Source organism: Yoonia sp. BS5-3 (assembly GCF_038069655.2).
In the GTDB taxonomy this organism is placed as follows: domain Bacteria; phylum Pseudomonadota; class Alphaproteobacteria; order Rhodobacterales; family Rhodobacteraceae; genus Yoonia; species Yoonia phaeophyticola.
In genome coordinates this window covers 1,799,429-1,813,593 of record NZ_CP150951.2, presented here as the reverse complement: position 1 = coordinate 1,813,593, position 14,165 = coordinate 1,799,429, and the positions used below count along the sequence as shown (strand labels likewise).

The following is a 14,165-nucleotide window of genomic DNA, read 5'->3' as shown; positions in this document are numbered from 1 at the left end:
GCCTGAAATATCGTCGACGTGACGATCATGGCGTAATAGCAATCGGTTGCAATCAACGGATTGGAACACGCCATGATCGAACGTCGCCCCTCTACCCCAAAGAAAACGACATGCCGTCGACTTTTTGCAGGTGCGCTACTCGGTATTGGCATGTTGGGTGCTGTCGCGACACCAAGCACCTCTTTTGCCCAACTGATCGATCCTGATCTTTATGATGGCGGCAAAGCCCGCGTGAACCTTTCCGACAATTTGCGATCTTTGACTGAGGCTATTGCCTCGGCCAGTTGCCGGTTCCATGGCCAAATCGATGCTGAAGCCGCGCGATATGAATTGGCTGTGACAATGAATGACTTCAATGTCATCATCACCGCATTGGAACACGGAAACCCCGCCTTGGGCATTCCAACGCCCGAAACACGCGCATTGACCGTTGATGCTTTGTTCAACACCGTGATTGCATGGGCCCCCATTGCCGCCTCGGCCAACCGTCTGGCAAATGGCAACGGCACCGATGATGATGCCGCTGTTATCAGCGATAGCTACGCTGGCCTTTTTGATCAAAGCGTGCTGCTGGCTTCTGTCATATCGGGCCAATACTCAAATCCGCAGGAATTGCTGCAAAGCGACGCAACGGTCCTAAACTTTGCATTGCGGCAACGTGCCCTCGCCTATCGGATGTCCCGCGCCATGTGCGAAATGACCACCCAGACGGGCGATGAAAGAACATTGGATGAGCTTGCCGAAACCGTCGATTTGTTTGAGCGCACTTTGGTCGCGTTGCGCGACGGTTTTCCAGATGCAGGCATTCACGCGCCCCCAAATGAGGCCGTCAAAGACAGTCTGGAGCGCACCTACACACAATGGCAAGAGGGCCGAACGCTATTTGATGCCGCGCTGGCTGGCGAAACGCCAAGCCCGGATGATGTGATCAATGCCGCGGCTTTGGCTGATCAGCTTTCTGTTGCGATGAATAATACAATTACACTGTATCTCATTGCATCGCCCGGCAGAGAGGGCGTTTATCGTGTCCCGCTTGAGGCGTTCGCCCGCACTGCCCTGACCGAATGGACCGCCGACCCAGCCCTGATCGAAGCCGTCAAAGCCCAGAACGCGCGTCATGCCGATTTGACCCAAGCCGAGATCACGGCACTTGATGCCGCTTGGCAATCTGGCGATCCGGAAACACAGACCCCGGATACCCAAGCTTTGCTAAGCCATCCGTTGTCGGTCTGGTTGAACGATCAGCAGATGATGACAGCCGGTTTCGTGACGGAGGTTTTGGTTATGGATAACAAGGGCCTGAATGTCGCCCAAAGCGTTGAGACAGCAGACTATTGGCAGGGCGATGAACCGATCTGGCGTGAGACGTTTCTGGCCGGGCCGGGCGCACTTCATATCTCTGAAATCGAATTCCACGAAAGCACCGGCTTTTATCAATCCCAAGCCGCCTTGGCGATCGAAGATCCGCAGACAGGCGAAGTGATTGGTGCAATCGCGTTCGGGATCAATGTGCAAAACCTGATGTAATCGGCGGCCACTCAGACACGCGCAGACCATCAGCTTGGACACGGATCGCGCGATCTGTTGGCAGCTTTTGGGTAATTTTGCCTTTTTTTGTGCAAATTTTGAAGATATGTTGCCCTTAGGTCAATCAATCGGCCGCGTGTTTTGGCGGTTCGATACAACGACAGTCAGAAAGGAAACCAAGGCCCTTGTCAGTCTTGTCGCCACGGTATTTGGCGACCTGACCCTCCGTTCACCAGTTTCAGTTTAACTGTCAGCACCTTTTTGCTGGCGCAGTACAACGAGGTACCTATGCATATCTTTCCCAGACAATTTCCCCGAAAACTAACCTGCATCGCCGTGTTGCTAGGCCTTGCCGCTGGCGCGACATCCGTTCACGCAGACACGAACACCCCGCAATTTATTGAAGATACCGGCGCCAGCCAACGCATCGATTTTTCGGGAAAGCTGCGTATGCTCAGCCAACGTATCGTGGCAGCGGGTTGTAATTACGCGGCAGATATCGATCCCAATATCAGCGGCCCAGCGCTTGGCGCAGCCAAGGAAGAATTCCAAATGATCGTCGACGCCCTAGAATTCGGCAATAACGATCTTGGCATCATCGGCCCCGAGGAACGACGCCGCACGCTGGTCGGCCTGTCGAAGCTGCGTGAACTCTGGGGGCCTGCCGCCGCTTCTGGTGCGACGATCCTAGCCGATCAAGGCAGCCCAGAAACGGTTGCGACATTCGCCGATCAAAGCGCGCCCCTACTAGACATGGCAAAGCTCATGGTCAGCCAGATTTCCGCGCAATATTCGGACCCTACAGCGCTGCTTCAAGCTGATGCACTGGTCATCGATATTGCCGGACGCCAACGCATGTTGACCCAGCGCATGTCCAAAAATGTCTGCCTGATATCATCTGGACTAAATGTTGAAACGGCCCTAGCCGAGCTGGATGCAACCGCACAAATGTTTGATACGTCTCTCAACGCGTTGCGCTATGGCATGCCAGAGGCCGGGATCAAACTTCCGCCAAATGAAGAGATCACGGCAGGTCTTGATGTCGTGATCAGCGATTGGGCCATTTTGAAACCAATTGTCGATCGGGTGTTGGCCGGGCACAGCCTGGATGCTGAACAACGCAGCATCATGTTCAATGGCGCCAACACCATGACCGGCAATATGAACACCGTTGTCGGGCTTTATTCGGTCGCATCCAAACTCGGTCTTTAGCACGCATCGGGCGTCCGATCTAAGACCGATTGCCACGCAGCAATGGGGCAGCTATTTAGGGTCAAACCTCAATACAGCGGAGCGTCCTTAAATGGCAGCCAATCAATTCGTCTATTTCATGGACGGCGTGTCCAAAACCTATCCCGGCGGCAAAAAGGTATTTGAAAACATACGGCTAAACTTCCTGCCTGGTGTCAAGATCGGGGTGGTCGGGGTCAACGGCACCGGTAAATCCACGCTGATGCGGATCATGGCGGGCCAAGACAAGGAATTTCAGGGCGAGGCCTGGGCCGCGGAAGGTGCGCGCGTGGGATACCTGCCACAGGAGCCCGAGCTTGATCCAAACCTCAGCGTGCGTGAAAACGTCATGCTGGGCGTGGCGGACAAAAAGGCGATCCTAGACCGCTACAACGAAGTGGCGATGAACTATTCCGAAGAAACCGCCGATGAGATGGCGCAGCTGCAGGATCAGATAGACAGCCAGAACCTCTGGGATCTCGACGCGCAGATCGACATCAGCATGGAGGCGCTGCGCTGCCCCCCTGATGACGCAAATGTCGACACGCTCTCCGGCGGGGAAAAGCGCCGCGTCGCGCTCTGCAAGCTTCTGCTCGAAGCGCCTGACATGCTGCTGCTTGATGAACCGACCAACCACCTCGACGCCGAAACCATCGCCTGGCTGCAGCAGCACCTGATTGACTACAAAGGCACCTGCCTGATCGTCACGCACGATCGCTACTTCCTGGATGCCATTACCGGCTGGATCCTGGAACTCGACCGCGGCTCTGGCATCCCGCATGAAGGCAACTATTCAAGCTGGCTGGAAGCCAAAGCCAAGCGGCTGGAACGCGAAGCCAAAGAAGACAAATCCAAACAGCGCACCCTCGCGCGCGAGTTGGAATGGATGCGCCAAGGGGCCAAGGCGCGGCAGGCCAAATCCAAAGCCCGGATCGCCGCCTATAATGAAATGGCGGGTCAGTCCGAGCGCGACAAGGTCGGGCGCGCCCAGATCATCATCCCCAATGGTCCGCGATTGGGGTCCAAGGTGATCGAGGTCGACGGGCTGAAAAAAGCGATGGGCGACAAGCTCTTGATTGAAAACCTCAGCTTCGATCTGCCCCCCGGCGGCATCGTCGGGGTGATAGGGCCCAACGGGGCGGGTAAATCCACACTCTTTTCCATGCTCACGGGTCAGAACGAACCAGACGAAGGCACCGTCAGCTACGGCGACACGGTAAAACTGGCCTATGTGGACCAGTCCCGCGATGCGCTTGATGCGGAAAACACCGTGTGGGAGGAGATCAGCGGCGGGGCCGAGATCATCGAGCTTGGAGACGCCTCAATGAACTCGCGCGCCTACTGCTCGGCCTTCAACTTCAAAGGCGGCGATCAGCAGAAAAAACTCGGCATGCTGTCGGGTGGTGAACGTAACCGGGTGCATATGGCCAAACTGCTCAAATCGGGGGGCAACGTGCTGCTCCTCGACGAGCCGACCAACGACCTGGACGTCGAAACGCTGCGCGCGCTCGAAGACGCTCTGGTCGATTTCGCCGGCTGCGCCGTGGTCATCAGCCACGACCGGTTCTTCCTGGACCGAATCTGCACGCACATCCTTGCCTTTGAAGGCGATGCCCATGTGGAGTGGTTCCAAGGGGCCTTCACCGACTATGAAGAAGACAAAAAGCGACGGCTCGGCGCAGACGCACTGGAACCAAAACGGATGAAGCACAAGAAATTCGTGCGTTAACAGAACCGACGCAAAAATTCAGGGGCGGGAAAACCGATATCGGGGTCACCCGTCCTACTTTTACTTCACTCACCAAGTTTGACGAAGCGCCGCTCTTTAGAAAAATTCTTGCTTTTTCAACCGTAAGACCCCATGTGCGGTATGCGGATGTTATACAACTCGACCCACTGTCTTCCCTTTCGGCTGCAGTCTTTCGATTTTGAACTGCAGAAGCCGGGCCGTCGCACTCAAGCGGGCGGCACTAAATACAAAGGAAAACACGATGGCAACTGGCACCGTGAAATGGTTCAACACAACCAAGGGTTATGGCTTTATCGCACCTGATGGCGGCGCAAAGGACGTTTTCGTCCATATTTCTGCCGTTGAGCGTTCGGGCCTGACAGGCCTTCAAGACGATCAAAAGGTCACATTTGATATCGAAGCTGGCCGCGATGGCCGCGAGTCTGCTGTGAACCTCGCGCTGGCGTAACCCGCCCAGAATACCAGCGGCGCGCAATCTGTTGCGCGCCCTTTTTGTTGGCGTATCGCCGCCAATAAGTTCAATATTTGATGACTGTCTTCCAATATGCCGCATTTTATGGCATGATTAAGACGCGACGTTATTCTATCGACCACTGTCTGCTCTTACGGCCCAGTCCTTCGATTGAAGTTTGACCGCGCCGGACCGCTGCACTCCCGCGAGCGGAAAATATAAGGAAGACAAGGACATGGCTTCAGGCACTGTCAAGTGGTTCAACACCACCAAAGGTTACGGATTTATTGCACCGGATGGTGGTTCAAAGGACGTTTTTGTCCATATCTCAGCGGTTGAGCGGTCAGGTTTGACCGGCCTCAGAGATGACCAGAAAGTCAATTTTGACATCGAAGCAGGCCGTGATGGCCGCGAAGCTGCGGTGAACCTTACACTGGCCGACTAAAGGCGCAGTATATCACGCAAGAAGGGCGCCAAACCAGGCGCCCTTTTGTTTTGGGGCATCGTCTGCCCGCACTCTTTAGTCATGCAAGACAAAGGTGACTTTCATGACCACGCGATATTCGTCAATCTTGCCGTCCTTCACGGTCACCTTTTGATCAGCGACCCACGCGCCAGTGATCCCTTTGAGCGTCTTAGAGGCTTTTTTGATTCCGTTTTCGACGGCATCATCAAAAGACTTGGATGATGATGCGATAATCTCTGTGACCTTAGCGACTGACATAATATTCTCCCATTCTTGTTAGGGTTGAAAGTCTAGCGTCATGGTGCGTTCCAGTCCACATCATCCGCTTTTTCGACAGATAACCTGCCATCGGGATAGGGTTGCATCAGGGCTTTGGCTTTCTCGTCATCCGCAGATAACCACGGATCCAACTGATCCTCATCCAAGATCACCCCCATGCGGTGATGGATTTCACGGACATCGGCAGACGGGGCACAAGTGATTGTCGCGACCTGCGGAACCTGCACGCCGCCCGGTCCGTCCCAGACGTCATAGATCGCCGCAAAGTAAAGCAGCTCTCGGTCTTTTCGCGAAATCCGCCACGGTTGCTTGCGCCGCTTTTCGCCGGTCCATTCATACCATCCTTCAACAGGGACAATTGCCCGTTTGACGTCTGCGAAAGCCGATTTGTCAAAGACTGTTTCAGACCGGGCATTCACGATAGTTTCCATGACCGGGCGCCCCCGTGCGTTCACCCGCCCCACCGGAATCATGCCCCATCGCATATGTTCCGCGCCCTTCATAGTGAGCGTGATGACCTGTTCGCCTGGGGCAATATTCCGGCGTGGCGGGTCTGCGATACCCATAATCGGTCGGGTCAAAAAGAACCGGCCCGGCATGATCTATTGCGCTGTTGCCACAAGATCGAGGATCGTCGGCCCAATCGCTGCCACGATCAGCGCCACCCCGTCTTTGTTGGGATGTAGCCCATCTGCCTGCATAAATTCCATCATACCGTCCTGCATGCCAGCCGCAGCCCGTAACCCGATTGCATAATCAGGGTAAAGCGGCACGTCATGTTTTTCGGCCAGCTCTGTGTACATCCCTTCGAACTGCGATTTGTAATCAAGCCCGTAATTCGCACCAACCGTCAACCCGACAAGCAGCATGTCCACATCAGCCGCGACACCCGCGCTGAGAATGCCATCCAGGTTTTGCTGGCTCACTGCAGGGTCAATCCCGCGCAGATAATCATTGCCGCCCAAGGACACGATCATCGCATCAACATCCGGGGTTAGGGTCCAATCGACACGGCTGAGCCCACCGGCAGTTGTATCGCCCGACACGCCGGCGTTGCGAATTTCCACATCAGCCCCTTGCGCATCCAGCCAGGCCTGCAATTGAGGAACAAACCCGTCCCCTTGCGGCAGACCATAGCCTGCAGTCAGACTGTCACCCAGCGCCGCTATCGTGACCGTTTCAGCCTGGGCGAAACCGGTTGTTATCAAAAGCGCGCTAGTGAGGTTGCGCAATGTACCACCCGCACCATATGCAAAAGTCAGACCCAGACCGAAAGTGTGCTGAATGCCTGATCCGATACTCTCAATGACCGATACCTGCCTGTCACTTGATGGCAACGCCGGACAGGTCGATATCTTACATGACATTTCGCTTACGGTGACATCTGGCGAAACATTGGGGCTCGTGGGGCCAAGTGGGTCGGGCAAATCATCACTCCTTATGCTGATGGGCGGGCTGGAACAGGCAACATCAGGCAAGATCACGGCACTCGGCCAGGATCTAACCGCGATGAATGAAGACCAGCTTGCCCTCTTTCGCAGGGACAATATGGGGGTCGTGTTTCAGTCTTTCCACCTCATACCGACAATGACAGCATTGGAAAACGTCGCAACCCCGCTTGAGCTGGCCGGTCAACGTGATGCTTTTGACCGGGCAGAGGCCGAGTTGAACGCCGTCGGTCTTGCCGAACGGATCAATCATTATCCCAATCAAATGTCCGGCGGGGAGCAACAGCGCGTGGCACTTGCCCGCGCCTCGGCCCCGCGCCCCCGTTTGCTGCTTGCTGATGAGCCAACGGGCAATCTGGATGAAGCAAATGGCGCTGCGATTATCGATCTATTATTTGACTTGCGCGACCGGCATGGCGCCACATTGATCATGGTCACCCATGCCAACGAACTGGCCAGTCGCTGTGATCGCGTGGTGCGATTGCGCGATGGCCGGATCGACGAAGCGATGTCAAAGGCCGCCGAATGAGCCTGTCCGTCGCGTCCCGTTTTGCCGCCCGTGAATTGCGCGGGGGCTTGCGCGGTTTTCGGGTTTTTCTTGCCTGCCTTGCCCTTGGCGTTGCCGCAATCGCAGCCGTTGGCACTGTCCGCGCCGGGATTGAGGCTGGCCTTAAACGCGACGGCGCTGCCCTGCTTGGCGGCGATGCTGAGGTCGAATTCACCTACCGCTTTGCCCGCGCGGATGAGCTGGCGTGGATGCAATCAATCGCCGAAGAGGTTTCAGAAACCGTCGATTTTCGATCCATGGCCGTTGTGACGCGTGACGCACAGACCGAGCGTGGATTGGCGCAAGTCCGCGCTGTGGACAGCGCCTATCCATTGGTGGGGCAAGTCCAGCTGGTTCCTGAAATACCTTTAGAGGACGCACTTGCTGATTACGGCGGGGTGATGGAACGGGTTTTGGCCGACCGTCTCGCCTTGGAGGTTGGCGATACATTCCGGCTAGGCGACCAAGCATTCACCCTGCGCGCCATCCTTGACCGTTACCCCGACAACGCCGCTGGCGGCTTTGGCCTTGGCCCCCGCATCATCGTCCTGACCGAAGCACTTGCAACGTCAGGTTTGATCACCGAAGGAACCCTGTTTTCCACGAACTATCGGCTAGATTTACCCGACGGCGCTGATCTGCAAGCGCTTGAAGACACGGCCGAGGGGCAGTTTCGCGATAGCGGTTTGCGTTGGCGCGACAGCAGGCGCGGCGCAGGCGGTGTCGCCCGGTTTGTTGAACGTATCGGTGCCTTCCTTATTCTGGTTGGGCTTTCGGGTCTTGCTGTTGGCGGCGTCGGCGTGTCGGCAGCTGTGCGGGCCTATCTGGCAAGCAAAACAAGTGTGATCGCCACACTAAAGACACTGGGCGCGACCCGCCGCACGATATTTCTGACCTATTTCTTGCAAATCGGCGCATTGACACTGTTGGGCGTCGCTATCGGCCTGATCCTGGGCAGCGCTTTGCCTTTTTTGTTTGGTCCTATTATCGAAGCGCGCCTGCCCATTCCGGCGGTCTTCGCGATCTATCCCGCGCCATTGATTGAAGCTGCCATATACGGGCTACTGACCGCCCTGATCTTTACCTTGTGGCCACTGGCCAAAACCGAGGACATACGGGCCGCGACCTTATTTCGTGATGCATTTGGGGCGACAAAACTGCTTCCTGCTAAGCGCTTTGTGGTCGCACTTATTCTGCTTGTGGCCGCCTTGGTTGGCATCGCAATCTACTTCTCTGGAACCGCATTCCTGACGCTTTGGACAGCAGGTGGTATCGCAGGGTCGCTGATCATCCTGATTTTGGCCGCTGGCCTGATCCGCTGGTTCGCGCGGCGGCTGATCCCGCGCGCACGCGGGCGCACTTCGATACGATTGGCCCTGGGTGCGATTGGCGCCCGAAATGGCGAGGCTGTGTCTGTTGTCCTATCGCTTGGCCTTGGCCTGACCGTCTTGGCTGCGATTGGTCAAATCGATGGTAATTTGCGTAGTTCCTTTTCCGAAGACTTGCCGGACGTCGCGCCAAGCTACTTCTTTGTTGATATCCAACCGGACCAGATCGATGGGTTTCGCGACAGGCTGGATGGCGATGCGGCGGTCAGCCGGGTAGATAGCGCACCTATGCTGCGCGGGATCATCACCCGGATCAACGACATGCCCGCCCAGGAATTCGCGCCTGGTCATTGGGTTGTGCGTGGCGACCGGGGCGTGACCTATTCTGACGCACAACCAGACAATACCGAAATCACCGAAGGCAACTGGTGGCCCGAAGGTTATGACGGACCGCCCCAGATCAGTTTTGCCGAGGAAGAAGCCCGCGAAATCGGCCTGCAGATCGGCGACACTATGACCGTCAATATTCTGGGCCGCGATATCACTGGTGAAGTGACCAGCTTTCGAAATGTTAGTTGGGAGGACGCGGGGATCGGATTTGTCCTTGCGATGAACCAATCTGCCCTTTCGGGCGCGCCGCATAGCTGGATTTCCACGGTCTACGCTGAACCCCAGGCCGAGGCGCAAATTCTGCGCGACCTTGCAAGCGCCTACCCCAACATTACCGCCATTCGGATCAGAGACGCGATTGATCAGGTCATCGAACTGGTTGGGGGTATCGCGGCCGCGACCCGCTATGGCGCGCTGATCACTTTGGTGACCGGGTTCTTGGTCTTGATTGGGGCAGCTGCTGCGGGTGAGCGGATGCGCATCTATGAGGCAGCTGTGCTTAAGACACTTGGCGCGTCCCGCAAAAGCATCATGATCAGCTTCGCCCTGCGCGCCGCCCTGCTTGGTTTTGCCGCCGGGATCGTGGCGCTTGGCGCGGGCATTTTGGGGGGATGGGCCGTATCGACGTTTATCATGGAAACGGATTACAGCATCATTTGGGCCAACGCGCTTTTGATTATCGGCGGCGGGGTGGTGGCCACGCTTGGCGCCGGCTTGGCCTTTGCCTGGCGGCCGCTTGCAGCGAAACCAGCCCGCGTACTTCGGGCCCGCGAATGACAGATCCCGCATTTTTCGGCTATGGCAGCCTCGTCAATCTGGCGACCCATGATTACGCGAATCCGGTGCCAGCCACATTAAAGGGCTGGCGACGGGTCTGGCGAACAACACGGTTGCGCGAGGTCGCTTTTTTGTCGGTAGAGCCCTGCACCGAGACGACAATCAGGGGCATCATCGCGCATGTCCCAGGCAGCGATTGGGCCGCGTTGGATGCCCGTGAAGCCGCCTATCAACGCCGCGATGTCACAAATCAAACAGCGCATGATCGGCCTACAGCGGTCTACCAAGTTGCACCCACGCACTTGGCCACCCAACCGGAACAACCTATCTTGCGTAGCTATCTGGATGTGGTCATCCAAGGCTATCTACATGTCTTTGGTGAGGACGGTGTTGCCCATTTTTTTGAGACGACACATGACTGGCAGCCGATTTCAGACGACCGCGCCGCGCCGCAATACCCCCGGCATCAGACGCTTTCGACGGATGAAACGGCCCTGGTCGATCACTATCTCAACCAATGTGGGTTGACCTAAAGCGTTGGCCTGACCTGAAACAGCGCCATCACATCAGCCATTTCCGGACCACGTTCGCGCCCGGTGATCGCTTTGCGCAGCGGCATGAACAGGCCCTTGCCTTTGCGGCCCGTGGCCTCTTTTACGGCACTTGTCCACGCGCCCCAGGTATCTGGCCCGTAGGGCAGTTGGGGTAATAGATCAAAAGCCTGCGCGATAAAATCGGCGTCTTCCGCGGCGATCAAAGGTGTCGGCCCGTCCCGGAACAAGGCCCACCAACCAGCCACATCATCAAGCGATCGGATATTGTCACGCACGACATTCCAAAAAGGCGCAGCCAGATCTTCTGGCACACCTGCCGCCGTCAGCGTGTCTGACACTTCACCGGCATCCAGCGTTGCCAAATGGCGGGCTGTCAGCGGGCCAAGATCCGCGGCGTCGAATTTCGTTGGGGCAGAGCCAAATTTGCTGATGTCAAAACCTGCGACGACCTCATCAATATGGGCGCGCAGCTCAACCGGATCTGACGACCCCAGCCGCGCCATCAGCGACAGGATTGCCTGCGGGGCGATCCCGTCTTTGCGCAAGTCGCGCAGGGCGAGCGTGCCAAGACGTTTTGACAACGCCTCGCCCTGTGGGCCAGTGAGCAGCGAGTGATGCGCGAAACGCGGAACAGCGCCGCCAAGCGCCTCAATCATCTGAATTTGCGTTGCAGTGTTGGTTACATGGTCCGAACCGCGCACAACATCGGTGATCCCCATTTCGGTATCATCTACAACGGATGCCAGCGTATAAAGGATTTGACCGTCATTCTTGAACAGAACCGGATCACTGACCGATGCCGCATCAATCGAAATCTCGCCAATAATCCCATCTTCCCAAGTGATCCGCGCATGGTCGAGTTTGAAACGCCAATGCGAACCACGCTCGGCCCGCAGGCTGTCTTTTTCAGCTTCAGAAAGGTTCAATGCGGCGCGATCATAGACCGGCGGTTTGCCCATATTAAGCTGCTTCTTGCGTTTAAGATCCAATTCGGTTGGCGTCTCAAAACACTCATACAAGCGGCCCATATCGATCAGGCGCTGCTTGGCCTCCAGATAACGGTCCATACGGGCTGATTGATGCTCAACCCGGTCCCACGTCAGGCCAAGCCATGTCAGATCGTCTTTGATCCCTTGGATATATTCATCCTTCGACCGTTCGGCATCGGTGTCATCAATCCGCAGAATGAATGTCCCGCCTTGCTGTCGTGCTATCGCATAGTTGAATAGCGCAGCACGCAGATTGCCGATATGCAACCAGCCAGTTGGGGAGGGGGCAAAACGAGTCGTTGTCATAGAAATCTCCTGTCAGGACACGCTTTGTCACGACTGATGATATTTGTCCATGTGCGGCGCTTTGGAATGGCGCAGACGCAATAAATCGATAGGATCACGATATTTTGCATTCCATCGATATTGTCTTGCCCGCAGATCGCTCTACCTTCGCGATACCCAACTTTACTACGCCATAGAAAGGTTATCGCATATGAAACTTACGCGTCGCCAAGCGCTATTGTCAGGGGCGACCCTGCCCATGGCCGCAACTTTACCGACTTTTGCGCAGGCCGACGGCCATGCAGCCGCCCTGCCCACACATCGCGATTTCACCTTGGGTGAGTTCAAAGTCACCACATTGCTTGTCGGCAGCCGCAGCGTTGAAGACCCGCAAAGCATCTTCGGCATGAATGTCGATGCCGAAACTTTCTCAGACGTGAGTGAAGCAAACTTCATCCCTGACGATGTGGCACAGTTCTTTTTCACCCCAACGGTTGTGAATACCGGCTCTGAGGTGATCCTGTTTGATACTGGCCTGAACCCTGCCGGAACCACCGCTGCGCTTGGCGCCGCAGGTTACACGCCCGAAGATGTTAGCCATGTTGTCATCACACACATGCATGGTGACCATATCGGTGGGCTCAGCGACGAAAATGGTGCTGAAACCTTTACCAATGCCGCCTATGTCACTGGCCAGGTTGAATTTGACCACTGGGCCGGTGCCGAAAACGACAATTTCGAAGCCAAGGTCCGCCCTCTGGCCGAGAAATTCGCGTTCATTGGCGAAGGCGACGCTGTGCGTTCTGGGATCACCGCAGTTCCCACATTCGGGCACACGCCCGGGCACATGGGCTACATGCTGGAAAGCGGCGGCAAGCAGTTGTTCCTGATGGCCGATGCCGCAAACCACTATATCTGGTCACTGGGTTATCCTGATTGGGAAGTCCGCTTTGACATGGACAAGGCAGCGGCCGCTGCAACCCGTCGCCGTGTCTTGGATATGGCCGCAGCTGACAGAGTGCCATTGATCGGTTATCACATGCCGTTCCCGGGTTTGGGATTTGTCGAAACACGCGACGATGGCTTCCGCTATATCCCGCATAGCTATCAGCTAATCTGATGCTACCGGGCCGCCCGATCCATTTGGGCGGCCCTCTTCTAACTTGGCGTAACGGGCCAGCGTTTACCGAGATCTTTTAGCCCGGCGCGAATGATCTCTTCCAAAACGTCTAAATCCACGTCAGCCAATTTGTTGATGTAAAGGCATGATTTACCCAACTTGTGCTTGCCAAGCCGGTCCATCATTTCACCGAAATCCTGATATCCCGGCATGATATACAACACCAAGTTTGCCTTTCGGGGGCTAAAGCCAGTTGCCAGCATGTCACCACTGCGTCCGCTATCATAGGTGTAGTGATAGGACCCGTAGCCGATCAGTGTGGGGCCCCACATGCGCGGCTGCCATCCTGTGATTTTGCGGAACATCGCCTCCAAAACCTCGGCATCTGCCCGCCGGGTCGCGTGTTCGACCCCGGCAATAAAATCCGCCACGCTCTGCTCTGTTGGTTTCGTTTTATTGTCAGCCATAAGATCAGATTAGCACATCAGGCGTCACGCTCAAAAGGGTTGCCCTGCGCGACCGTCCAAATGCCACTGGGCGCCCCCAAAACGTCCGTGCGCACCTGATGTAGATGACGCCCCTGCCCTTCCAGGCGTATTGATATCAGATTCAGGATGTCATCTGCCTCATGGGTCAGTTGGATCACGTCGAAAACAACAGACCCATCGGCTGTTTCAAATGCCAGCCTGTCCGACTTTGACGTCAGGGGGCGGGTTTTTGTGATCTGCTGTAGATCACACAGCTTCACAATATGCTCAGCTTGACCGACGTATATTTTCACGATCTCGTCACCGATGATCATGCGGATCTGTGGACTTGCCTGCGGAAATGCCGCCCAAAGGCCAGTCAGTAGCAGCCCCGGGCCGCCAAGCACGAAGAGAAGATCGTCAAATTCCCACGCCAACGGAAGGCCAAAGCGCAGCCAGATCAATGTGATGGGCAATGCAATAAAAACCAACAAACCGCCTGCGGCGCGACGTGTGCGAAAGGATTGCTTGATATAGGTATCGCGCCAGCTCATCGA

General features: G+C 56.2%; 15 protein-coding genes. 9 read left to right on the top strand and 6 right to left on the bottom strand.

Features of this window, described 5'->3' with window-relative positions; genetic code table 11:
* Positions 1–72 precede the first annotated feature (72 nt).
* The 5 genes from AABB29_RS09130 (at position 73) to AABB29_RS09110 (ending at position 5,403) form a co-directional block, all read left to right on the top strand.
* Positions 73–1,527, top strand: coding sequence for a type IV pili methyl-accepting chemotaxis transducer N-terminal domain-containing protein (locus AABB29_RS09130; protein WP_341367218.1), 1,455 nt, complete (start codon positions 73–75; stop codon positions 1,525–1,527).
* Positions 1,528–1,815: 288 nt separating this feature from the next.
* On the top strand, positions 1,816–2,739 hold the full coding sequence (locus AABB29_RS09125) for a type IV pili methyl-accepting chemotaxis transducer N-terminal domain-containing protein (protein WP_341367219.1): 924 nt from the start codon (positions 1,816–1,818) through the stop codon (positions 2,737–2,739).
* 91 nt (positions 2,740–2,830) lie between these two features.
* Positions 2,831–4,486: an energy-dependent translational throttle protein EttA gene (gene ettA, locus AABB29_RS09120; RefSeq protein WP_341367220.1), complete on the top strand. Its 1,656-nt coding sequence runs from the start codon at positions 2,831–2,833 to the stop codon at positions 4,484–4,486.
* A 262-nt stretch (positions 4,487–4,748) separates the two neighbouring features.
* Complete coding sequence (locus AABB29_RS09115; RefSeq protein ID WP_341367221.1) at positions 4,749–4,955, top strand: cold-shock protein; 207 nt, start codon at positions 4,749–4,751, stop codon at positions 4,953–4,955.
* 238 nt (positions 4,956–5,193) lie between these two features.
* The gene (locus tag AABB29_RS09110; RefSeq protein ID WP_341367222.1) at positions 5,194–5,403 is read left to right on the top strand and encodes a cold-shock protein; all 210 of its coding nucleotides are present in this window, start codon (positions 5,194–5,196) and stop codon (positions 5,401–5,403) included.
* Between the two features lie 75 nt (positions 5,404–5,478).
* Here AABB29_RS09110 and AABB29_RS09105 read toward each other — a convergent pair whose 3' ends face one another.
* The 3 genes from AABB29_RS09105 to AABB29_RS09095 are packed head-to-tail and all read right to left on the bottom strand — an operon-like array spanning position 5,479 to position 6,989.
* Positions 5,479–5,682 (bottom strand): dodecin family protein, encoded by a 204-nt coding sequence (locus AABB29_RS09105; protein ID WP_341367223.1) that lies wholly within the window; start codon positions 5,680–5,682, stop codon positions 5,479–5,481.
* A 38-nt stretch (positions 5,683–5,720) separates the two neighbouring features.
* Positions 5,721–6,284, bottom strand: a complete 564-nt coding sequence (locus AABB29_RS09100) for an SOS response-associated peptidase (RefSeq protein ID WP_341367224.1) — start codon at positions 6,282–6,284, stop codon at positions 5,721–5,723.
* 21 nt (positions 6,285–6,305) lie between these two features.
* Positions 6,306–6,989 (bottom strand): arylesterase, encoded by a 684-nt coding sequence (locus AABB29_RS09095; protein WP_373636913.1) that lies wholly within the window; start codon positions 6,987–6,989, stop codon positions 6,306–6,308.
* Here AABB29_RS09095 and AABB29_RS09090 point away from each other — a divergent pair.
* Genes AABB29_RS09090 through AABB29_RS09080 form a run of 3 tightly spaced genes read left to right on the top strand, consistent with a single transcriptional unit; the run spans position 6,988 to position 10,726 of the window.
* Positions 6,988–7,680, top strand: a complete 693-nt coding sequence (locus AABB29_RS09090) for an ABC transporter ATP-binding protein (protein ID WP_341367226.1) — start codon at positions 6,988–6,990, stop codon at positions 7,678–7,680. The genes AABB29_RS09095 and AABB29_RS09090 overlap by 2 nt on opposite strands.
* Positions 7,677–10,193, top strand: coding sequence for an FtsX-like permease family protein (locus AABB29_RS09085; RefSeq protein WP_341367227.1), 2,517 nt, complete (start codon positions 7,677–7,679; stop codon positions 10,191–10,193). Before AABB29_RS09090 ends, AABB29_RS09085 begins: the two co-directional genes overlap by 4 nt.
* Positions 10,190–10,726, top strand: a complete 537-nt coding sequence (locus AABB29_RS09080; RefSeq protein ID WP_341367228.1) for a gamma-glutamylcyclotransferase family protein — start codon at positions 10,190–10,192, stop codon at positions 10,724–10,726. The genes AABB29_RS09085 and AABB29_RS09080 overlap by 4 nt, the downstream gene beginning before the upstream one ends.
* Here the strand turns inward: AABB29_RS09080 and gltX are convergent.
* Positions 10,723–12,042, bottom strand: a complete 1,320-nt coding sequence (gene gltX / locus AABB29_RS09075; protein WP_373636888.1) for a glutamate--tRNA ligase — start codon at positions 12,040–12,042, stop codon at positions 10,723–10,725. The genes AABB29_RS09080 and gltX overlap by 4 nt on opposite strands.
* A 190-nt stretch (positions 12,043–12,232) precedes the next feature.
* Here gltX and AABB29_RS09070 point away from each other — a divergent pair, with 190 nt between their 5' ends.
* A complete protein-coding gene (locus tag AABB29_RS09070; protein WP_341367229.1) occupies positions 12,233–13,141 on the top strand; it encodes an MBL fold metallo-hydrolase in 909 nt (302 codons plus the stop codon).
* Positions 13,142–13,179: 38 nt separating this feature from the next.
* Here AABB29_RS09070 and AABB29_RS09065 read toward each other — a convergent pair whose 3' ends face one another.
* The gene (locus AABB29_RS09065; protein WP_341367230.1) at positions 13,180–13,608 is read right to left on the bottom strand and encodes a DUF1801 domain-containing protein; all 429 of its coding nucleotides are present in this window, start codon (positions 13,606–13,608) and stop codon (positions 13,180–13,182) included.
* 17 nt (positions 13,609–13,625) lie between these two features.
* Positions 13,626–14,162 carry a hypothetical protein gene (locus AABB29_RS09060; RefSeq protein WP_341367231.1) on the bottom strand — a complete coding sequence of 179 codons (537 nt, stop codon included), beginning with the start codon at positions 14,160–14,162 and terminating at the stop codon, positions 13,626–13,628.
* Between the last annotated feature and the right edge of the window lie 3 nt (positions 14,163–14,165).

What these genes read in the sequence shown, in the direction of transcription:
- AABB29_RS09105 (WP_341367223.1), bottom strand. Translation starts at nt 5,682, where the DNA reads ATGTCAGTCGCTAAGGTCACAGAGATTATCGCATCATCATCCAAGTCT.
- AABB29_RS09065 (WP_341367230.1), bottom strand. Translation starts at nt 13,608, where the DNA reads ATGGCTGACAATAAAACGAAACCAACAGAGCAGAGCGTGGCGGATTTT.
- AABB29_RS09060 (WP_341367231.1), bottom strand. Translation starts at nt 14,162, where the DNA reads ATGAGCTGGCGCGATACCTATATCAAGCAATCCTTTCGCACACGTCGC.
- AABB29_RS09070 (WP_341367229.1), top strand. Translation starts at nt 12,233, where the DNA reads ATGAAACTTACGCGTCGCCAAGCGCTATTGTCAGGGGCGACCCTGCCC.
- AABB29_RS09115 (WP_341367221.1), top strand. Translation starts at nt 4,749, where the DNA reads ATGGCAACTGGCACCGTGAAATGGTTCAACACAACCAAGGGTTATGGC.
- ettA (WP_341367220.1), top strand. Translation starts at nt 2,831, where the DNA reads ATGGCAGCCAATCAATTCGTCTATTTCATGGACGGCGTGTCCAAAACC.
- AABB29_RS09080 (WP_341367228.1), top strand. Translation starts at nt 10,190, where the DNA reads ATGACAGATCCCGCATTTTTCGGCTATGGCAGCCTCGTCAATCTGGCG.
- AABB29_RS09125 (WP_341367219.1), top strand. Translation starts at nt 1,816, where the DNA reads ATGCATATCTTTCCCAGACAATTTCCCCGAAAACTAACCTGCATCGCC.
- AABB29_RS09090 (WP_341367226.1), top strand. Translation starts at nt 6,988, where the DNA reads ATGCCTGATCCGATACTCTCAATGACCGATACCTGCCTGTCACTTGAT.
- AABB29_RS09130 (WP_341367218.1), top strand. Translation starts at nt 73, where the DNA reads ATGATCGAACGTCGCCCCTCTACCCCAAAGAAAACGACATGCCGTCGA.
- AABB29_RS09085 (WP_341367227.1), top strand. Translation starts at nt 7,677, where the DNA reads ATGAGCCTGTCCGTCGCGTCCCGTTTTGCCGCCCGTGAATTGCGCGGG.
- gltX (WP_373636888.1), bottom strand. Translation starts at nt 12,042, where the DNA reads ATGACAACGACTCGTTTTGCCCCCTCCCCAACTGGCTGGTTGCATATC.
- AABB29_RS09110 (WP_341367222.1), top strand. Translation starts at nt 5,194, where the DNA reads ATGGCTTCAGGCACTGTCAAGTGGTTCAACACCACCAAAGGTTACGGA.